Annotated in this window: 20 protein-coding genes; 5 read left to right on the plus strand and 15 right to left on the minus strand. The window is 75.8% G+C overall.

Annotated elements, in window-relative coordinates:
• Nucleotides 1-134 precede the first annotated feature (134 nt).
• From ACFCY1_RS23400 to ACFCY1_RS23430, 7 genes are all read right to left on the minus strand, one after another.
• Nucleotides 135-1,067, minus strand: coding sequence for a S1 family peptidase (locus ACFCY1_RS23400; RefSeq protein WP_375875928.1), 933 nt, complete (start codon nt 1,065-1,067; stop codon nt 135-137).
• Between the two features lie 250 nt (nt 1,068-1,317).
• Nucleotides 1,318-2,550 carry an MFS transporter gene (locus tag ACFCY1_RS23405; RefSeq protein WP_375875954.1) on the minus strand — a complete coding sequence of 411 codons (1,233 nt, stop codon included), beginning with the start codon at nt 2,548-2,550 and terminating at the stop codon, nt 1,318-1,320.
• Nucleotides 2,551-2,600: 50 nt separating this feature from the next.
• Entirely contained in the window at nt 2,601-3,689 is a 1,089-nt protein-coding gene (locus ACFCY1_RS23410) for a PLP-dependent cysteine synthase family protein (RefSeq protein WP_375875929.1), read from the minus strand.
• A gap of 63 nt (nt 3,690-3,752) precedes the next feature.
• Nucleotides 3,753-4,112: a hypothetical protein gene (locus tag ACFCY1_RS23415; RefSeq protein WP_375875930.1), complete on the minus strand. Its 360-nt coding sequence runs from the start codon at nt 4,110-4,112 to the stop codon at nt 3,753-3,755.
• 129 nt (nt 4,113-4,241) lie between these two features.
• Nucleotides 4,242-4,730, minus strand: coding sequence for a hypothetical protein (locus ACFCY1_RS23420; RefSeq protein WP_375875931.1), 489 nt, complete (start codon nt 4,728-4,730; stop codon nt 4,242-4,244).
• 333 nt (nt 4,731-5,063) lie between these two features.
• On the minus strand, nt 5,064-5,621 hold the full coding sequence (locus tag ACFCY1_RS23425; RefSeq protein ID WP_375875932.1) for a GNAT family N-acetyltransferase: 558 nt from the start codon (nt 5,619-5,621) through the stop codon (nt 5,064-5,066).
• Between the two features lie 66 nt (nt 5,622-5,687).
• Nucleotides 5,688-6,347, minus strand: a complete 660-nt coding sequence (locus tag ACFCY1_RS23430; RefSeq protein WP_375875933.1) for a phosphoribosyltransferase — start codon at nt 6,345-6,347, stop codon at nt 5,688-5,690.
• Nucleotides 6,348-6,800: 453 nt separating this feature from the next.
• Between ACFCY1_RS23430 and ACFCY1_RS23435 the strand changes: the two genes are divergently transcribed.
• Both ACFCY1_RS23435 and ACFCY1_RS23440 read left to right on the plus strand, forming a co-directional pair.
• Nucleotides 6,801-7,286 carry an ATP-binding protein gene (locus ACFCY1_RS23435; RefSeq protein WP_375875934.1) on the plus strand — a complete coding sequence of 162 codons (486 nt, stop codon included), beginning with the start codon at nt 6,801-6,803 and terminating at the stop codon, nt 7,284-7,286.
• A 141-nt stretch (nt 7,287-7,427) separates the two neighbouring features.
• Nucleotides 7,428-8,345, plus strand: coding sequence for an aminoglycoside phosphotransferase family protein (locus tag ACFCY1_RS23440; RefSeq protein WP_375875935.1), 918 nt, complete (start codon nt 7,428-7,430; stop codon nt 8,343-8,345).
• A gap of 57 nt (nt 8,346-8,402) precedes the next feature.
• Here the strand turns inward: ACFCY1_RS23440 and tsaA are convergent, their stop codons facing one another.
• Nucleotides 8,403-8,849, minus strand: coding sequence for a tRNA (N6-threonylcarbamoyladenosine(37)-N6)-methyltransferase TrmO (tsaA, locus tag ACFCY1_RS23445; RefSeq protein ID WP_375875936.1), 447 nt, complete (start codon nt 8,847-8,849; stop codon nt 8,403-8,405).
• Nucleotides 8,850-8,964: 115 nt separating this feature from the next.
• Here tsaA and ACFCY1_RS23450 point away from each other — a divergent pair, with 115 nt between their 5' ends.
• Nucleotides 8,965-10,119 carry a hypothetical protein gene (locus tag ACFCY1_RS23450; protein ID WP_375875937.1) on the plus strand — a complete coding sequence of 385 codons (1,155 nt, stop codon included), beginning with the start codon at nt 8,965-8,967 and terminating at the stop codon, nt 10,117-10,119.
• 59 nt (nt 10,120-10,178) lie between these two features.
• Here the strand turns inward: ACFCY1_RS23450 and ACFCY1_RS23455 are convergent, their stop codons facing one another.
• Nucleotides 10,179-10,664, minus strand: coding sequence for a hypothetical protein (locus ACFCY1_RS23455; RefSeq protein WP_117485715.1), 486 nt, complete (start codon nt 10,662-10,664; stop codon nt 10,179-10,181).
• Nucleotides 10,665-10,700: 36 nt separating this feature from the next.
• Complete coding sequence (locus ACFCY1_RS23460) at nt 10,701-11,342, minus strand: DUF4937 domain-containing protein (RefSeq protein ID WP_375875938.1); 642 nt, start codon at nt 11,340-11,342, stop codon at nt 10,701-10,703.
• A gap of 176 nt (nt 11,343-11,518) precedes the next feature.
• On the opposite strand from ACFCY1_RS23460, the gene ACFCY1_RS23465 reads away from it, so the two are divergent.
• Entirely contained in the window at nt 11,519-12,523 is a 1,005-nt protein-coding gene (locus ACFCY1_RS23465; RefSeq protein ID WP_375875939.1) for a GlxA family transcriptional regulator, read from the plus strand.
• A 34-nt stretch (nt 12,524-12,557) separates the two neighbouring features.
• Entirely contained in the window at nt 12,558-13,310 is a 753-nt protein-coding gene (locus ACFCY1_RS23470) for an MBL fold metallo-hydrolase (protein ID WP_375875940.1), read from the plus strand.
• Nucleotides 13,311-13,365: 55 nt separating this feature from the next.
• Here ACFCY1_RS23470 and ACFCY1_RS23475 read toward each other — a convergent pair whose 3' ends face one another.
• From ACFCY1_RS23475 to gcvPA, 5 genes are all read right to left on the minus strand, one after another.
• Nucleotides 13,366-14,019 (minus strand): GntR family transcriptional regulator, encoded by a 654-nt coding sequence (locus ACFCY1_RS23475; RefSeq protein ID WP_049657573.1) that lies wholly within the window; start codon nt 14,017-14,019, stop codon nt 13,366-13,368.
• Between the two features lie 136 nt (nt 14,020-14,155).
• A complete protein-coding gene (locus tag ACFCY1_RS23480; protein WP_375875941.1) occupies nt 14,156-14,902 on the minus strand; it encodes an SDR family NAD(P)-dependent oxidoreductase in 747 nt (248 codons plus the stop codon).
• 25 nt (nt 14,903-14,927) lie between these two features.
• Nucleotides 14,928-16,133: an ATP-NAD kinase family protein gene (locus tag ACFCY1_RS23485; protein ID WP_375875942.1), complete on the minus strand. Its 1,206-nt coding sequence runs from the start codon at nt 16,131-16,133 to the stop codon at nt 14,928-14,930.
• A complete protein-coding gene (gene gcvPB / locus ACFCY1_RS23490) occupies nt 16,130-17,728 on the minus strand; it encodes an aminomethyl-transferring glycine dehydrogenase subunit GcvPB (RefSeq protein ID WP_234348291.1) in 1,599 nt (532 codons plus the stop codon). The genes ACFCY1_RS23485 and gcvPB overlap by 4 nt, the downstream gene beginning before the upstream one ends.
• Entirely contained in the window at nt 17,725-19,098 is a 1,374-nt protein-coding gene (gcvPA, locus tag ACFCY1_RS23495; protein ID WP_375875943.1) for an aminomethyl-transferring glycine dehydrogenase subunit GcvPA, read from the minus strand. Before gcvPA ends, gcvPB begins: the two co-directional genes overlap by 4 nt.
• Nucleotides 19,099-19,169: the final 71 nt, after the last annotated feature.

Consider the following 19,169-nt stretch of genomic DNA (forward strand, 5'->3'; position numbering starts at 1 on the left):
GCGCGCGCTCCGCCTCGCGCGGGTGGTCCGCGTCCGCGCGCCCCCCGCTCCCCCCCCCCCCCCCCCCCCGGCCCGGCGCGGCCCCGCCCCCGCCGGGGCCCCCCCCCCCCACGGCTCGCAAGGAGCGGCCGGTGTCAGTACACGCTGACCTGGTACGCGGAGAGCGCCGCGTTGACGGGCTGGTAGAAGGTCGTCCCGCCCGAGGTGCAGTCGCCGCTGCCGCCCGAGGTGAGGCCGAGCGCCTTGGCCCCGTCGTACAGCGGGCCGCCCGAGTCGCCCTGCTCGGCGCAGACGTTGGTCTGGATCAGGCCGCGGACGGTGCTGCCGTCCGTGTAGCGCACGGTGGCGTTGAGCCCGGTGACGGTGCCGCCGTGGGTGCCGGTGGTCGAGCCGGTGCGCTGCACCGCCTCGCCGACGACGGCGTCCGGGGCGGAGGTGAAGCCGCCCGGGTGGCTGAGCGCGCCGTTGTCGTAGCGGACCAGCGCGTAGTCGTGGCCGGGGAAGGTCGAGCCGATGGTCGGGCCGATCAGGTTGGCGTGGTTGACGTCGGTGTACCAGTTGGCGGCGACGTTGCCGCAGTGCCCGGCGGTGAGGAAGTAGTAGGTGCTGCCGCTGACCACGTTGAAGCCGAGCGAGCAGCGGTACTGGCCGCCGTAGATGGCGTCGCCGCCGGCGAGCAGCGGGGTGAACGCGCCGGGGACGCGGTGGACGGTGATGGTGGACGCGTCGGCGCCGGCGGAGCTCATCAGCTTGGCGAGCGAGACCGGGGAGACGGTGCTGTCGGCGGTCACCACGACGTGTCCGGCGGCCTCGTCGACGTACCAGGCGGTGCCGTTGACCTCGGCGCCCAGGATGGCCTCGCTGACCGCCAGGAGCTGCTCCGGTCGGGCGGTGGGGGCCGTGGGGACGGTGGGGGCGGTGGGGATGGGAGTGGCTGCGGCGCCCGGCGCGGCGACCGCGGTGGCGGTCAGCAGGCCCAGGGCGGCGGCGAGCAGGCGGAAGCGGCGCGTACGGCCGGTACGGCGGGTGGTGCCGGGTGTGGTGCCGGTGCGGGGCGTGGGGCGCATGGTCCTCACCGATCTCCTCCAGAGGGGGGCGACGGCCCTGAGGGTTGGGGCCGTGAAGCGCGGTCAGGCGATGGGCGGACCCCGGCCGGTGCTCTCCGGAAGCACGGCGGATGATCAGCTCCTGACCGGCGCTGACCGGAAGTATGAGGAAACGGACCGTTCGGTACAAGCTTTCTGATGGGGTGTCGGCGGACCCGCAGGCTCAGGAGTGAGCCCGCGGGTCCGCCGTTCGGCGGCTGCCGTGCCGCTCCTACACGGCGGGCAGCGGTTCGGACCCGGCGAGCCGGCGGCCGCGGTGGAGGGCGCGCAGCGAGAGCGCGCACGCCGCCCCGAGGGCGCACAGCGCCAGCCAGGGGAGCGCGGCGAGCCCGGCCGCGCGGGCGGCGTCCAGGGCCGCGCCGGTCAGCAGGTTCCCGAGGGTGATGCCGACCCCGCAGACGGTGTTGTAGAGCCCGTAGTGGGTGGCGACCAGGCGGTCCCCGGAGAGCCGGACCACGGTGTCCATCTCGAACGGGTACGCCAGCACCGTGCCCAGGGCCAGCAGGAACGCGGCCAGCGCCGGCGGCCCTGCGGCCAGCGCCCAGCGCCCGGGGCCCGCCTCGGGAACAGGCAGGGCCGAGGCGGCGAGCAGCGGCAGGAAGGCCGCGCCCATCACGGCCACCCCCGCGACCAGGGCCGTCCCCGGCGCGATCCGGGCCCGGCACCAGGCCGTCACCCTGGTCTGGAGCAGGATCGTGCCCAGCCCGGACACCACGAACAGCAGCGCCGTCGCCACCGTCCCGCCGGTGCCGCCGCCGCCCAGCCGGCGGACCTCCAGCGGCAGCGCCAGGTACACCTGGAAGGACAGCACGTACGAGCCGGTCATCGCGCCCGCGAAGAGCAGGAACGGCCGGTTGGCCAGCACCCCGCGCCACTGCGCGAGGACACCCGTACGCTCGTGCCCCTCGTCCGGCCCGGAGCCCCGGCGGGCCGGCAGCGACCGGATCTGCACCGCGCTGAGCACCGCGAACACCCCGGCCGCGACCAGGCAGGTGGTGCGGAAGTCCACCGCCGTCAGCGCCATGCCGACCAGCGGGCCGAGCAGGACGCCCGCCTGGTAGAAGACGTTGAACAGCGCGAACGCGGCCACCCGCCGCTCCTCGCCCGCGTCCCGCGCCAGGTACGCCCGCACGGCCGGGTTGAACAGCGCCCCGGCCAGGCCGGTGGCCGCCGAGGCCGCCACCAGGGCGGGCAGCGAGGAGGAGAGGCCGAGCGCGGCGAAGCCGGCGGTGCGCAGCAGGCAGCCCGCCACGATCAGCGGCTTGTAGCCGAACCGGTCGGCCAGCGTGCCGCCGACCAGGAACATGCCCTGCTGGGTGAAGTTGCGCACCCCGAGCACCAGCCCGACCGTCCAGCCGGCCAGGCCCAGGCCGCCGGACAGGTGCGCGGCCAGGTAGGGCATCAGCATGTAGAAGCCCAGATTGATGGTGAACTGGTTGACCATCAGCAGCCGGACGCTGCGCTCGTGGCCCCGGAACTGGGCGGTCAGCCCCCTCACGCGGCACCGCCGGGGGCGCCCGGGAGGGTCAGCGGGTCGACCACCTCGGCGCAGCGGGTCCAGCGGGTGACCTCCCGCTCGTCCGGCCGGGCGAGCTCGTCCGGGCCGTCCGCCGGCGGGTGGTCCAGCAGGTCGTGCGCGGCGCCGTACTCGTCGTCGTAGACGGTGCCGAGGTAGCGCTGCGGTCCGTCCGGGAAGATCGCGGCGATCCGGGTGCCGGCGGGCCGGGTACGGGCCAGCCAGCCGGCCACCAGGGCGACCGCGCCGACGCTCCAGCCGCCGGTGGCGTAGTGCGAGGCGGCCAGCCGGCGGCAGGTCCAGACGGCCTCGGCCGGGGCGACCCAGTGGACCTCGTCGAAGGCCTGGTAGGCGACGTTGCGCGGGTAGATGCTGGAGCCCAGGCCGCGCATCAGCCGGGTCCGGGCGGGCTGGCCGAAGATCGTGGAGCCGACGGTGTCCACCCCGACCACCCGCAGCCCCGGGTAGAGCTGGCGCAGGACGCGCGAGGTGCCGGCCGAGTGCCCGCCGGTGCCGACGCTGCACACCAGCACGTCCAGGTGGCCCAGTTGGGCGGCGAGCTCCAGCGCCAGCGGGGTGTAGGCGGTGGTGTTGTCGGGGTTGTTGTACTGGTCGGGGCACCACGATCCCGGGTGGCGGGCCAGCAGTTCGGCCACCCGGTCGCGCCGGGCCTGCTGCCAGCCGCCCCGCGGGTGCGCACTGGCGACCGCCTCCACCTCGGCGCCGTACGCGGTGAGCAGCCTGGTCATGGTCGGCTCCAGCCCCGGGTCGGTGACCAGCGTGACCGGGTGCCGGTACACCATGCCGGCCAGCGCGAGCCCCAGTCCCAGCGTGCCGCTGGTGGACTCCACGATCCGACCGCCCGGGCGCAACTCGCCCCGGGCCCGGGCCCGTTGGACCATGTGCAGGGCCGGGCGGTCCTTGATGCCACCGGGGTTGAAGCCCTCCAGCTTGGCCCAGAAACCGCGGCCCGCCGGGGCGAGCGGCTCGCCGATCCGCAGGACCGGGGTGTTGCCGACCAGGCCGCTGAGGGCCGCGTGGTCGTCCGTGCGATGGGTGAGGGACATCATGTCTCTTCTCCTGTCGGGAGGTTGGCGGAAGGTACGGCAGCTCGGACGGACACCGAGCCGCTATATCCGCCACCGACCGGTGACCAGCAACGGGCCTCTCGGCCCGGACGTACGGGCGGCGCACCCGGCGGCGGCCGTCGGGCGGAGCGCGGCAGGCTCCGCCCGGTCCCCGCCGGGGGCGGTGGCCGGGGACGGAGCGGGCAGGGCCGTCGACCGGACGGACCGCTGCGCGGGCGCGGCGGCCTCCCCGGTCGCGCAGTGCCGCTCCAGGGAGTCGGCGGGGAAGTCGCCCGGCTCGGCCGGGGCGGTGGCCGCGGCGGGGGAGCGGAGCGGATGGGGGTCGAGGTGCTGCTGCGGGCAGCCGACGGGCAGCAGGGAGAACAGGCCGAGCAGCAGCGCGGCCAGGAGCCTGATGGGCATGACGGGACTCCGCGCGGCCGCGCGGGGGCGGCAGCGGATCGCGGGGGCGGAGGGGGCGGACGCGGGCGATGGGCGCCGACCCGCGCGCCGCGAGGCGGGCACAGGGGCGGGGCGCGGCCCGGGGCCGGTCTAGACCCTCAGCCGGGCGATCCGGTGCGGGGGTTCGAGTGTTCCGGGAGCGGTGCTCCCCCCGGCTCCGGCGTCTCCGGTGCCTCCGGCCGTCGGGCCCGTCGGGTCGGGCGCCGGTGCGGCGTCCCCGAGGGTGGGCTGGGCGGCGACGGCCGACCAGGCGGCCTCGGCGTCGGGGCCGTCCTCGGGTTTCCCGGACAGGCACTCGCCGCCGGGGTGGTCGGCGTCCTCGCCGTGCTCCTGCTGGTGGGCGGGCCGCGTGGGCTGCGGAGCCTTCGGGGCGTTCGGAGCCTGGGGGCTGTCGCCCGCCGCCGTGGCGTGGGCGGACCAGACGATCCGGATCGGATCGGTGTGCCCGGCGCCGGTCTCCGCGCTGAACCCGTGGGACGCGAACACGGCCATCAGCAGGGCGCCCAGCCAGAACAGCCGCGCCGCCACCCCTCGGGGGTGGGCGCGTCGTGTACGCAACGGCGACCGGGCGGTGACCATGCCGTGATCCTAGCCCGACTTCCTGCTCCGCCATAGCGCGCCTCAGATGGTGTGATGAATCGTCAACTGGCTTCATCAGGAGCGCGATCGGAAGAGTCGGAAGAAAGTGTTATCGGCGAGGGTGGGGAGGGTCTCCTGGGCACGGGAGTGAACGCGCGATGCCGTGGGTGAGGTCCACGGCGGGAACGCGGAGTGCGAGATGGGGCGCTCCGCGCGGAGCCAGAGGTCTCCGACCGCGTCCGCCCCCGACGCGCCGCCGGACCGTCCCGTCCGGCCGGCGCACCCGGCGGTCCGCACGCTCCCCCCTGGCTGCGGACCGCCGGGGTCACCGGGTTATTGAGCCGAGGCCCGTTCCTTGGGCAGCCGCCAGACCAGTTCCTCCCCGGTCTCCGCCGGGGCGAGCACCTCGGCGGGACGGCGCAGGTGCTCGGTGAAGCCGAGGCGGGCCGGGACGGCGCCGCTGGCCCGGTTGGCCGGGTCGTGGACGATCTCGACGGCCTCCACCCCGGGGAGGCGGAAGGCCTCGTCGGCCAGGGCCCGCGCCGTCCGGGTGGCCAGCCCGCGCCCGGTGACGGCAGGGTGCAGCCAGTAGCCGATCTCGCGGACCTCGTCCGGAGTGTCCTCGCGCCGGAACAGCCCGCAGGCACCGACGATCGCGCCGTCGAGCACGATCGCGTACGTGAAGTCCCGCCCGTTCGCCCAGAGTTCCGCGCGGCCGGCGAGGAACTCGGCGGTCTTGGCGCGGCTGTGCTCGCCCACCCAGGGCATCCAGGGCCGCAGGTGCTCCAGCGACTCCTCGATGACGGCGAAGAACTCGGGCAGATCCGCCTCGCCGTCGAAGCGGCGCAGGGTGGCCCCGTCCAGGGCGATGACGTGCTGGGGATGGTTCATGGCAGGAGGATGGTCCGTGCACGCCTCGCCGGGCAAACGGGTTTTCGGGCCGGGGCCGTCCGATCGTCAGTCCGGGCCGTCCGCCGGGGTGCGCCGCTGCAGCAGGACGGCCGCCTCGCGGTCGGTGACCTCGTGGAACTCGCCGTACCAGGGCCCGGCGGCGTGCGCGTAGCGGGGCAGGTGCAGGCAGACCACCGCGTCCACGTCCCGGCGCAGGTCGGCCGCGATCCGGGCGTCGCCGACCGGCGCCGCGAGGATCAGCCGCTCCGGGTGGTCGGCGGCCAGGGCGTGGAGGGCCGCCCGGGCGGTGAGCGCGTCGGTCAGCCCGTCGGAGACCAGGACGGCGGTGCGCCCGCTCAGCGGGAGCCGGGCCCGGCCAGGGCGGTAGAGCGCCTCGCGGCGGTGGACCTCGACCCGCTCCCGTCTGACGCTCGCGTCCAGTTCAGCCGAGGTGATCCCGAGGCTCTCCAGGGCGTACCGGTCGAGCAGCGGCGGGTCGCCGTCGGCGATCGCGCCGACCGGGCGGTCGTGGCCGGGCACGGTCAGCGGCCGGACCACCGTGGCGTCGAGCGGGGCGCCCAGCGACTCGGCGACCTCGGCCGCCACCGGCAGCCCGCCGGGGGCCAGGCCGAGGACCACCAGCTCGGCACCGGCCCGCCCGCCCAGCAGCGGGGCGAGCCTGAGGGCCAGCTGGTGGCCGGCGGTGCTGCGGTCGAGGAATCTCACGGGCCTGTCCTCGTCCTCCAGGTGTTCGAGCGGCTCGGTCGGGACCGGGGCGGTGCGGACGGGCGAGCGGCCTGCGGGCACCGTCCGTTCCGCCCCGTCACCGGGGCGGCTGCCCCGTTGCGGCGGGCTCTAACGTCCGGGCGCGATCCGGGGGTGGTACGGAACGGACGGCGCGTGTGCACCGGCGGGGAACGGGCAGGCGCGGGGCATGGACGGCCGACGGACGGTGCTCCCGCTCGCACCTGTGGTGAGGCCCGCCTGGCACCGCGCACCCGGTGACGGCCCCGCGCCGTCCCCGCCGGACCACGAGCCGGACGCCCGGCCGGAGGCGCGATCGGCGGCTCGGACGGCCGGGCCACGGCTGCTCGCGAGAATCGGGGCCGACCGCGTGCCACGGCTCCACCCCGGCCACCAGCGCACCGGCCGGGCCGAACCGAGGTGAGGAGGCAGGCCGTGGACCGCCCCGGGAACGGTGGGCCGCCAGGCCGGGAGCAGGTCAGGCGACTGGCGCTGGAAGGCGGCCCCGGCACGGTGCGGCGCAGCCGCGAGTTCAGCCGACGGGCGCTGGTGTCCTGGCAGTGGCTGCCGGCCGTCGACGAGGACCGGCGGGCCGCCGCCGAGGACGTCCTGCTGATGGTCGCCGAGCTGGTCGCCAACGCCTGTCTGTACGCCCCCGGCGGCCCGAGCGAGCTGCGGCTCCACTGGGACGGTGCCCGGCTGCGGGTGGAGGTCGCGGACGCCAGCCCCGTCCCGCCGCGGCTGCGCCCGTCCGCCGGTGCGGGCCGCCCGGGCGGGCACGGACTGCGGGTGGTGGACCGGCTCTCCGCCGCCTGGGGCTCCCGGCCCGAGGCCGGCGGGAAGCTGGTCTGGCTGGAGGTGTCGCGCCCGCCGGCCCTGACGGCGGCGGGTGCGGACAGGGAGCCGGAACGGCCGGGCTGATCGCCGCACGTCCTCGCCCTCGTCCGAGGGTGCGTCCGTCGCTCCGCAGCCGGCGCACGGCACCCGTCGAACTCCGGGGCCCGGCGCGCCCTTTCCCGTTCCCGTGGCATCGCCCCCGCCGCCCGACTAGCGTTGCCCGGCATGACCGACACCGGGACCGACATCACCGCTGAGCTGGTCCGCGCGCTGCTGCGCGACCAGCACCCCGACCTGGCCGACCGCCCCGTGACGCTCGGCGCGCGCGGTTGGGACAACCAGCTGTGGCGGCTCGGCGACGACCTCGCCGTCCGGCTGCCCTGGGCGACGACGTCGGCGGACGAGCTGCTGCGCAAGGAACACGCCTGGCTGCCCGCCCTCGCCCCGCACCTGCCGCTGCCCGTCCCCGTCCCACAGCGCCTCGGCGAGCCCTCCGAGCGGTTCCCGCGGCCGTGGATCGTCACCACCTGGGTGCCGGGCGAGCCCGCCGACCGCGCGCCCGCCACCCGCGCCGCGCGGGCCGCCGACACCCTGGCCGCCTTCCTGACCGCCCTTCACCGCCCCGCCCCCGACGGTGCGCCCGCCGGTCGCGGCCGCGGCGGACCGCTGGCCGACCACGCCGAGGGCTTCGCGAGGCAGCTCGCCTCGGCCATCGAACTGGGGCTGCTCCCCGACCCGGAGGCCGTCCGCGCGGTCTGGGAGGACGCCGTCACCGCGCCGGAGTGGACGGGCCCGGACCTGTGGCTCCACGGCGACCTGCACCCGGCCAACGTGCTCACCGCCGACGGCACCTTCTGCGGTGTGATCGACTTCGGCGACCTCTTCGCCGGTGACCCGGCCGGTGACCTCGCCGCCGCCTGGATCCTGCTGCCGGACGGCGCCGCCGACCGCTTCCACGCGGCCTACCGGCCCGCCCCGGACCCCGCCACCCTGCGCCGAGCCCGCGGCTGGGCGGTGCTGCGCGCCCTCTCCTGCCTGCGCATCGGCCACGCCGGTGACCATGGCCGCCCCGGCGGCAAGCCCAGCTGGGGCCCACCCGCCCGGGCCGCCCTGGCCCGCCTCGTCGCCACGGTGGGCCGCTGATCGCGCGCTGTCGCCTCAGGTGCTGCCCGGGTCGGCGAGGGCGCCCCCGCCGACCCGCTACCGCTCGGCGAGCCCGGGCAGCACCGGCTTCACGTCCAGCACCGGGGTGCCGTCGATCGCCTCCAGTCCGCTGACCCGCAGCCGCGGGCCGTCCACGGCCAGGACGGTGACCCGGTGCAGCCCGATCGGGTTCGGCCGGTCCGGCGAGCGGGTCGCGAACACCCCGGTCTCCGGCCGGGAGCGGTCCCCGCGCGGACGCACCGCCAAGACCTCCCGGTCCGCCCGGTGCAGCCAGGTCAGCAGCAGCACCTCCTGCCCGGCCACCAGGTCCCGCAGCCCCCGCTCCACCCCGGCCTCGAAGGCCACCCACGCCTCCGGCGCGCCCTCGTCCCCCTGCCTCGGCGCCCCCGCCCGCTCCAGCAAGGGCGACTCCACCCACCCGATCGCCCGCACCTCGAACCCGCGCTCCCGCTGGTTCCGCTCCCGCAAACCCCTGTCCGTCATTGCGCCCTCCGTGCACCCTCGGCTCCGTCCGGCAGCACGGTAGCGGGCCCGGGTGTCGGTACCCCGGTGCAGACTGGAAGTTCCCTCTCGTGGTTGATGGCAGAGATGAGACGCCATGAACGAGTACGACGGTGAACTCCCTACGCGCAACCTGGTCTTCAACACCGACCTCGACCGCCTCCTCGACCTCGACCGAGACGACCTCGGTGTCCCCGAACAGCCCGGCCTGTGGCACCGGCTGCGCGCCGACCGGCGGCCGGTGGCCCAGCGCGGGCTGCTCTGCCCCACCTGCCGGGACGCCCGCCCCGACCAGCCGGAGTGGATGTACCTGTCGTTCCGGCGCGGTCGGCGCATCGCCTCCCACCACAACCCGCACCGCCGGGCCCACACCGCTGCCCAGGACGAGCAGCGCAAGGCCTACCAGGAGCGCTACGCCCGGGCCGCCGAGAGCGACGGGCACGCCGTCGAGATCGGGGCCGGGACGGCCGACGGGCGGCGGCCCGCCGTCCTGGTCACCGGCGTGGACGGCCGCCGGTTCGGATTCGAGCCCCAACTCTCGTACGTCAGCGCGCAGTCCGTCCGGCGTCGGAACCGGCTGGTGCGGGAGGACGGCATCACCGCGGTCTGGCACACCGTCGACCCGAACGCGCCGCTCATCGACCAGGTCCACTGGGTGCGCACCGACAACCTGCCGGCCCGGGCCATCCGCGAGGACCGCGACCTGCTGCTGCGCGGCGGGGTGCGGACCCTCCAACTGCTGAAGTGCGACCGCGTCAGCCCGCGGCCCTGCCAGGTGCGCGGCGGCGGCGGCCGCTGCGGGCGGTGGCACCCGACGTGGGCGGTGCTGGTCCCGCGGATCGACGACTTCGTGCGCCGGGTCGCCGGCGGCGTGTATGTGCCGATCACCCAACGGACCCGGAACGGCGGCCCGCTGCGCTTCTGGGCGCCCGAGGCGGACCGGCGCCGCTTCCTCGCCAACGGCGGGGTGCTGGCGGACCGGACGGACCGGCCGGTGGTCCCGCGTCAGCGCGGGGCCGACCACCCGCGGGTGCCGGAGCGGCGCCGTGCTCCGCACCGCCCGCCGCATCGGCTGCTGCTGCCCGGGGACCCGTACGACCCGGTGGGCGAGCCGCTCACCTCCGATCGGGTGATCCCGCCGGTGCGGAGGGAGATCTGCTCGGCGGGCCGGATCCCGTGTGGAGCGCCGGGAGCCCGGCTGTATCCGGGCGGCTGGTACTGCGACGCCCACCGGCCGGGGGCGCCGGGGTGACGGCGCGGCGCGGCCCCGCGCGGTCGGCGCCCGGTCCGGCGGCGACGGCGCGAGGGGGCTCACCGCGGTAGGCAGGACTCCTCGCCGATCGCGACCAGGAGTTCGAGCGGGAACTCCCGGTCGGCCTGCCCGATGATCAGGCCCACCCAGCGCCCGGTGGACGGCACCCGCCACACCGGCAGGTGGAAGACGAGGGAGGCCAGGGAGACCAGCGGCTCGGGCCCGTCGGTGTCGGCGAAGTCCGGCTGGTCGTACCCGAGGTGGGACCAGAGGTCGATCGTGTCCGGGGCGCCCCAGCGGTCGGTCAGGACGGCGGTCAGGGCGGTGAGGTCGGCTTCGAGTTCGTCCTCGGCCTCGGTGACGGTCTCGGGGCCCGGGTCGTCCCAGAAGTCGCGGCTCGCCCGGAGCACGGCGAGCTGGTGCCCGGGGCCGCCCCAGCCGTGCTCGGTCCTCGTGTCCGCGCGCTCGGGGAACGGGGCGGCGAGGAGGGAGTCGAGGACCGACAGCTGGTCGTCGACGGAGCCTACGGAGTGCGGCAGTGACATGGCCCGGAGTGTAGGGCCGGCCCCTGACAGGCCCCGCTACGGCGACCGGACGGGGAGGACCAGCCAGGACGGTTCGAGCGGGAGCAGGTGCCCGGTGAGGGTGTGGACGTCCGTGGGGACGGCGGCGCGGGAGAGCAGGGCAGGGAGGTGGTCGGTGGTGTAGGCGTGGTGGGCGGCGGGGGTGGTCCAGAGGGTGGTGACGAGGTAGCGGTCGGGCGCGAGGCGGGTGACGGCGCCGCCGAGCATGCCGTCGGCGGCGGCCATGCCCGGGGCCCAGAGGCGGTGTTGGACGTCGAGGAAGTGGTCGGCGCGCCCCGGGTGGAGGCGGCAGTCGGCGGCCCGCAGGACGGTGGCGCGGGTGAGGGCGTCGGGGAGGGACGGGGAGGAGCCCGGCATGGTGAGGACGACCGGGCCGGTGGCGACCTCGATCGCGCTGTAGGCGGAGTGCTGGGCGGCGTCGGCGGCGGCCCGGTCGTGGCGTTCGCGCAGGAAGCGGGTGTAGGCGGGCTCGTCGGCCCACAGGGCGAGCAGGAGGGCGCGGTCGCCGTCCGGTGCCCAGCCGCCGGCCTGGCCGACCAGGCCCGGCTGGTCGGAGATCGCCGACCAGCGGCGCTGGCCGGCGGCGAACGCCTCGCGTGCTCCGGGCCGTACCCGGCAGTCGATCCACTTGCCCCACATGCGGGCCATCCTGCCGCCGGGAGGCGGAGGAGGGTCAATCGGGCGCTGGTCGCGGGGGCGGTACGGCCGGGGGCGTAGGTCCTCTCTTTCGGATGACGAGAGGACCCGGGCCGATGGCCGGATGTTGCAGAGTCCCGTCATTGCCGCCAGAGCCGCCTCCGGGCGAGGGTGGGGGCATGGACGACGCACTCCGCCTGCCGCATCTGGTCGTGGTCCCGGTGTTCCCCGGGGTGAACGCGCTGGACGTGGCCGGGCCCGCCGAGATCTTCGCGCTCGCCGGCCGGCTGCTGCCGCCCGGGCGGCCCGGGTACGAGGTACGGGTGTGCGCCGAGCGGAGCGGGCCGGTGGAGACCTTCTCGGGGGTGCCGCTGCACGTGACCGGGACGTTGGCGCAGGCGCGGGTCCGCGCGGACACGGTGCTGGTGCCGGGCCGGGTGGACCTGGGGCCGGACGGGCCGGTGCCCCGGGTGGACCAGGCCGTGGTGGCCTGGCTGCGGGAGGCCGGGCCACGGGCCGGACGGGTCGCCTCGGTCTGCGCGGGCGCGCACGTCACCGCGGCGGCCGGGCTGCTGGACGGGCACCGCGCGACCACCCACTGGGCGACCGCCGAGCGGCTGGCCGCCGACCACCCGGCCGTCGAGGTGGACGCCGATCCGGTGTTCATCCGCTCCGGGCGGATGTGGACCAGCGCCGGCCTGAGCACCTCGATGGACCTCACCCTGGCGCTGGTCGCCGAGGACCACGGCGACGACCTCGCGCTGGAGATCGCCAGGATCATGGTGATGTACCTGCAACGCCCTGGCGGCCAGAGCCAGTTCAGCGTTCCGCTGGCCCACCGCGCGGGCGGCCGGGCGGACCTGCGGGACCTGCGCCGCTGGATCGGCGAGCACCTGGACGCCGACCTGTCGGTGCCCGTCCTCGCCGGCCGGCTCGCCATGAGCGAGCGGCACTTCGCCCGGGTCTTCCGTGCGGAGACCGGTACGACGCCCGGGGCGTACGTCGAGGAGCTGCGGCTGGAGGCGGCGCGCCGGCTGATGGAGCGCACCGACCACCCGCTGCCGGGGGTCGCCCGGGCCTGCGGCTTCGGCTCCGTCGAGACCCTGCACCGGGTGTTCCGGGACCGGCTCTCCACCACGCCGGGGGACTACCGGAGCCGCTTCCGCGTCCGGACCGACAACTGACCGACCGTCAATTCACCGCGAGGGAACGAACACTGTGAAGATCAAGGCCACCCACATCGGCACCGCGACCGTCCTGCTGGAGGTCGGCGGGCTGCGGCTGCTCACCGACCCCGTCTTCGATCCGGCTCCGGCCGAGTACCGGCACGACCCGGTGGTTCTGCGTAGCACGGGTGCTCCGGCGATCGGTGCGCACGAGCTGCCGCCGGTGGACGCCGTGCTGCTCAGCCACGACGAGCACCCGGACAACCTGGACGCCACCGGCCGGACCCTGCTCGCCGGGCGGCCGGTGCTGACCACCGTCAGCGGGGCCGCCCGGCTCGGCGGCGGCGCGCTCGGGCTGGCGCCCTGGCAGAGCCGCACCCTGACGGTGGACAGCCGGACCCTGCGGGTGACCGGCACGCCGGGCCTGCACGGTCCGGTCGGGGACGTGACCGGCTTCGTCGTCGAGGCGCCCGGCGAGGAGGAGGCGCTCTACATCTCGGGTGACACCGTCCACATCCCCGAACTGGACGCGGTGGGGCGGAGGTTCCGGATCGGTACGGCCTTCCTGCACCTCGGCGCGGCCCGGATCGAGGCCTTCGGCGGCGGTGGGCTGATCACCATGGACGGGGCGCAGGCCGCCGCGCTCACCGCCTCGCTCGGTGCCCGCCGGGTCGTCCCCGTCCACTACACCTCGTGGGAGCACTTCACCGAGGGGCGGGCGGAGACCACCGCGCGGTTCGAGGCGGCCGGCCTGGCCGACCGGCTGCACTGGCTCGCCCCGGGCGTCCCGGAACTGCTGGGCTGACGGGCCGGCTCGAACGCGGCGACCGGCTCGGAACGCGGCTCCCGGGGCAGGCGGCTCAGAACGCGGCGACCGGGGGCAGCCGGTGCAGGATGCGTTCCATGCCACCGGTCCAGTTGGCCTCCAGTGCGGCGACGGCCTGGTCGATGTCGCCGTCCAGCAGGCACTGGGCGATCCGCTCGTGCTCCTCGGCGGCGCGCTCCAGGATCTCGTGGTCGCCGACCACCACCCGCTCGTAGCGGTGCAGGGTGAGCTTCAGCGAGTCGATCATCTCGCGCAGCCGGGCGTTGGCGCAGCCGGAGAGCAGCAGGGCGTGCCAGGCGTCGTCGTGGCGCTCTATCGTGCCGTGCGGGGCCTGCGGGGCGGAGAAGGCGCGGGCCTCGGCGAGCAGCCGGGGGGCGATCTCGGCCAGGTGGGCCGGGTCGGAGGTGCGCAGGGCCAGCGACTCCAGGGCGATGACGATCGCGGTGAGGTCGAGGAACTCCTGTTTGCCGGTGGGGGCGAAGCGGAAGCCCTTGCCGCGTTCGCTGGTGATGATGCCCTCGCGCTCCAGGCTGATCAGGGCCTCGCGCAGGGGGGTTCGGCTCACGCCCAGTTCCTCGGCGAGCTGGACCTCGTTGATCGACTCGCCGGGGGTGAACCGGCCGCGGCCGAGCTGCTCCAGGAGTTCGTCCTTGACCTGCTCGCGCAGCGGACGCCGCTCGATCGCCATCGGGCTTCCCTTCTTCCTGGTCGGTAGCGTACCGGCCGGGCGACCGGCACCGGTGGCCGGGCGGCCGGCCACCAGCGGTCGGGCGCCCGGGCCACCGGTGCCCGACCGCCCGGGCCGGGTCCTGGCGGGTGGTCGGTCAGGCCGTACCGGCGCCGTCCACGGCGATGACCGCGCCGCTGACGAAGGCGGCGGCGTCGCTGGCCAGGAAGGCGACGGTCTGCGCGATGTCCCGGGGCTGGCCGATCCGGCCGAGCGGGCGGTCGGCGGCGTCGGTGTAGAAGGCGTCGGGGCTCTCGCCGAGTTGGCGGGCCTCCTCGGCGAGCATGCCGGTGTCGGTGTCGCCCGGGCAGACGCAGTTGACCCGGATGTTGTCCGGGCCGTGGTCGATGGCCATCGCCCGGGTCATGTTGACCACGGCGCCCTTGGAGGCGCAGTAGGAGATGGCCCGGCCGCCGCCCTTGATGCCCCAGCCGGAGCCGGTGTTGACGATGCTGCCGCCGCCGCTCGCCGCCATCAGCGGCACCACCAGTCCGCTGAGCAGCATGATCGAGCGGACGTTGACGGCCATCACCAGGTCCCAGTCCTCGTCGCTGATCTCGGTGACGGTGGAGCGGCGGATGATGCCCGCGTTGTTGAACAGCACGTCCACGCCGCCGTGCTGCTCGACGGCGGTGCGGACGGCCCGCTCGCAGTCGGCGCGTCGGGAGACGTCGCAGCGGACGAAGGTGCCGCCGATCTCCTTGGCGGCCTGTTCGCCGCGCTCGGCGTCGAGGTCCAGGAGGACGACGGCGGCGCCGAGTTCGGCGAGCAGGGCGGCGGTGGCCCGGCCGATGCCGGAGGCGGCGCCGGTGACGATCGCGCGCTTGCCGTGCAGGTCGATCATGGGGGGCTCCTCTGTGGGTGGGAGGTCAGGCGGAGAGGCGGTACACGGCGCCGGAGCGGCGGCCGGTGATCACCCGGACGTGGCCGGAGAGGGCGTCGTCCAGGTCGGGGTCGCCGGTGTCCAGCAGCAGCGGGCGGCCCGCCAGGGCGGCGAGCTTCGCCTCGGTGGCGAGCACCAGCAGCCGTTCCCGGCCCGCGGCGCGCAGCAGTTCGGGAGTGAGCTGCTGGTTGCCGCGGCCGAGCAGGAAGCCCTGGCCGCCGATCGGGGAGAGGGCGATGCAGGGGGTGGTGGGCAGGGCGCGCAGCTGGTCGGCCCGGGCGTCGCGGATCAGGAGGCGGGCGGCGGTGGCGAGGCCGTCGGCGTGGCCGGGGCCGAGGGCGCTCGCGGGGCCGAGCCGCAGCAGGTCGACGCCGGTCAGGCTGGCGCCCGGCGCGCCGAGCGCGGTGGCCACCGCGTAGGTGGTGCTGCCGGGCCCGAGGAGCAGCAGCCCGCCGGGGCCGACGCGTTCGGCGACCTCGGCGGCGAGGCCGGCCGGTGTCCCCGGGTCGGGCCCGGAGCTGCCGGTCTTGCGCTGCTGGACCCGGGCGGGCAGCACGGGGACGGTCAGTCGGCCGTACAGTCGGGCGGAGACCCGGCCGGCCCGCAGCGCGGCCTCGTCCCGGTCCACCACCTCGGCGGCCGTCAGCCGGACGCCGCGGCCGGCCGCCCAGGCCGCCGCGACCTCGGCGGCGGCCCGGGGGTGGACGGCGAACACGGCGGAGTGCATCTTGACCCCGGCGGGGATGCCGAGCACCGGCACCCGGGGCTCGGGCCCGAGCGCGTCCAGCACGTCGCGGGCGGTGCCGTCGCCGCCGCAGAACAGCAGCAGCCCGGCGCCGGCCGCGACCAGGGCGCGGACCGCCGCCCGGGTGTCGGCGGCGGTGCTCGGTTCCCCGGTGCCCGGTGCCCCGGCGGCCCGCGGCCCGGTGGTGTGGTGGACGACCCGCGCGGGCCGGCCAGCAGCCCGCACCGCGGCGGCGCCCATCGTGCCGTCGACGGTGATCAGCTCGACGTCCAGCGGAAGTTGACTGATCGTCAGTGCTGCCCGGGCGACGGCCTGCGGACGGGCCCCGAGCGCCAGGGCCCGCCGCTGGACCTCGGCGCCGTCGCTGCCCTTGAGGCCGACCAGGCCGCCGAGGCCGGCGACCGGGTTGACCACCAGCCCGATCCGGGCGCCCGGGGCGGAGGTCACGGCCGCTCGCCCAGGACCTTGCGGCGGTAGGCGCGCCAGCTGACCGCCCAGACCGCCGGGTCGTCCAGCGGCTCGTGCCGGATCCGGTGCACGGTGGAGTTGTGCGGCGCGGTGCGGACGGTCTCCGGGTCCTCGTACGCCTCGCGGGCGACCTCGGCGAGGATCGCCGCGTACTCGTCCAGGTCGGCCCGGGAGTAGGACTCGGTGGGCTCCAGCGTCATCGGCTCCGGGACGACGTACGGGTGGTGGCTGGTCCAGTAGTGGGTGCCGAAGTCGGCGGCGCGGTAGCCGAGGTCCTCGCTGTGCAGGCCGGTGTCCTCGTTGAGCTGCTGCCAGCTGTAGCGGACCTGCTCGACCCGGGGGCGGCCCTCGGCGTACGGGACGGAGACGCCGCGGATCCGCCGGACCCGGTGCAGCAGGTAGTTGTTGTTGAGCACGGCGGTCTCGGCGGCCTCGCGCAGCCCCTCGGCGCCCAGTGCCGTGATCCAGGCGTAGGCGCGCACCAGGTTCGGCACGACGCCCAGGTAGGGGCGGATCTTGCCGACCGAGTCCGGCCGGTCGTCGTCCAGGACGTACCGCTCGCCGTCGAACTCGACGGTGGGGCGCGGCAGGTAGGGCGCGAGTTCGGCGGTGACGCCGCAGGCGCCGGCCGCCGGTCCGCCGCAGGCGTGCGGGGTGGAGAAGGTCTTGTGGAGGTTGAAGTGGCACAGGTCGAAGCCGGCCTCGCGGGCCCGGGTGATGCCGAGGATGCCGTTGGCGTTGGCCTGGTCGTAGGCGCACAGGCCGCCGGCCTCGTGGACGATCCGGACGAACTCGGCGATCCGGGGGTTGTAGATGCCGGTGTCCTCGGGGTTGGTGATGAGCAGCGCGGCGGTGCGCGGGCCGACGGCGGCGCGCAGCGCCTCGATGTCGGGGTAGCCGTCGGCGTCGGGGTGCAGGGTGATCACCCGGAAGCCGGCGGTCTTGGCGCAGGCGGCGTTGGAGGGGTGGGAGAAGGCGGTGGTGATGATCTCGTCGCGCTGCTCCAGTTCGCCGCGCGCGGCGTGGTGGGCGCGGATCACCGAGACGTTGGTCCAGATCGCCGCCGAGCCCGCGCCGGGCTGGAGGCTGACCCGGTCCATGCCGGAGACCTCCTTGAGCAACTGCTCCAGCCGGTGGACGAGTTCGAGCACGCCCTGGACGGTGGAGGGGTCCTGCGCGGGGTGCAGGGCGGCGATCCGGGGGTCGCGGACGAAGGTGTCGTTGACCTTGGGGCTGTACTTCATGGTGCAGGTGCCCTGGCCGACGTCCACGTTGAGGTCGGCGCCGAGGTTCTCCTGGGAGAGCCGCAGGTAGTGCCGGAGCACCTGCTGCTGGCCGAGTTCGGGCAGGGCGGGCGGTGTGGCGCGGCGCAGCGCGGCGGGCAGCCGCTCGGCCGGGTCGCCGACGGCGGCGGTGACGGCGGGCTCGGGCAGCGGGGGCAGGACGCCGCGCTCGCCGGGGGCGCCGAGCTCGAAGACGAGCTTCTCGTCCCAGCGGGCCTGGTGGAAGCGGCGCAGGGCGGGTTTGGGGGCGATCCGCGGGTCCACCGGCTCGCTGTTCTGACGGTTCGTCACTTCGCGATCTCCTCAAGTGCGTCGGCGAGGCGGTCGATGTCGGCCCGGGTGTGCAGCTCGGTCACGCAGTAGCGGCCCTCACGGGCCGCGGCCCCGTCGGCCCCGACCGGGGTGCCGCCGTGCAGGCCGCGGGCGAGCAGGGCCTCGGCGGTCTCGGCGGCGGTGCGCTCGCCGGTGTAGCGGACGGTGAAGTCGGCGAAGTGGACGGCCCGCGGGTCCGCGAGCTCCACGCCGGGGACCTCGGCCAGCCGCTGCCGGGCGTAGGCGGTGTTGGCGAGGATCGTCCCGCCGATCTCCCGCATGCCGTGCGGGCCCATCAGCGTCAGGTAGACCCCGGCGGCGATGCCGTGCAGCGCGGCGGCGGTGCCGACCCACTCCTTGCCCTCCTCGCGCACCGCGAAGGAGGTGCGCTCGTACGCGACGTCGCCGAAGCCGTACTCGCCGGGGACGTCGGTGGGGACGAGGCCGAACAGCCGGCTCGGGTACTCGGCGACCAGGCGCTCGTCGTCCGGGCTGCCGATGAAGCCCGCGTTGCCGCCGCCGTAGCTCGGGTGGATGCCGAGCGGCTGGAGGTCGCCGCAGGTGAGGTCGGCGCCGAGCTCGGCGGGCGGGGTGAGCACGCCGAGGCTGAGCGGGTGGACGTGGGCGACGGCCAACGCGCCCGCCTGGTGGGCGAGTTCGATGTAGCTCGGCAACTCCTGGTCCACCCGGCCGTCGTGGTCGGTGAGTTGGGCGTAGACGGCGGCCGCGTCGCCCTCGGCGAGCGCGGCCCGGACGGCGGCGGGATCGGCCGGGACGAGGACGAGCTCGTGGACGCCCCGGACGTAGTCGCGGATCCGGGAGATCCGGTCCGGGTCGATCGCGCCGACCAGTACCAGCCGGCGCCGCCCGGTGGCCCGTCCGGCCATCCGCAGCGCCGTCGCGGCGGCCTGGAACCCGTCGTACGTCGGCACGTTGACGACGTCGACGGCCAGCAGCTCGGCCATCAGCGACTGGTACTCCCACAGCGCCTGGAAGCGGCCGTGGTCCTCGTACGGCTCGCCCGCGTAGGCGGTGAGGAACTCGCTGCGGTTGACGATCTCGTCCACCACGGCGGGCACGTGGTGGCGGTAGCAGCCGGCGCCGAGGAAGCTGCGGCCCGGCGGGACGGCGGTGTTGCGGGAGAGCAGCTCCTCCATGTGGGCGACCAGCCGGGCCTCGGAGCCGAGCGGCTCGGGCAGCCGCAGCGGGCGGTCCAGCCGGAGGGCGGCCGGGATGTCGGCGTAGAACTCCTCGACGTCCTGGGCGCCGACCTCCGCCAGCATCGCTTTCCTCACCTGCGGGGCGGAGTTGGGGATGTACGGGTGGGTTCGGGGGACGCGTGTGCTCATGCTGGCACCTTCCGCGATTTCAGTCACAAGCCTTGACGGGGTTGTGAATGCTGAGTTCTGTATACAGCATT

The organism is Kitasatospora sp. NPDC056273 (genome assembly GCF_042268845.1).
In the GTDB taxonomy this organism is placed as follows: Bacteria; Actinomycetota; Actinomycetes; order Streptomycetales; family Streptomycetaceae; genus Kitasatospora.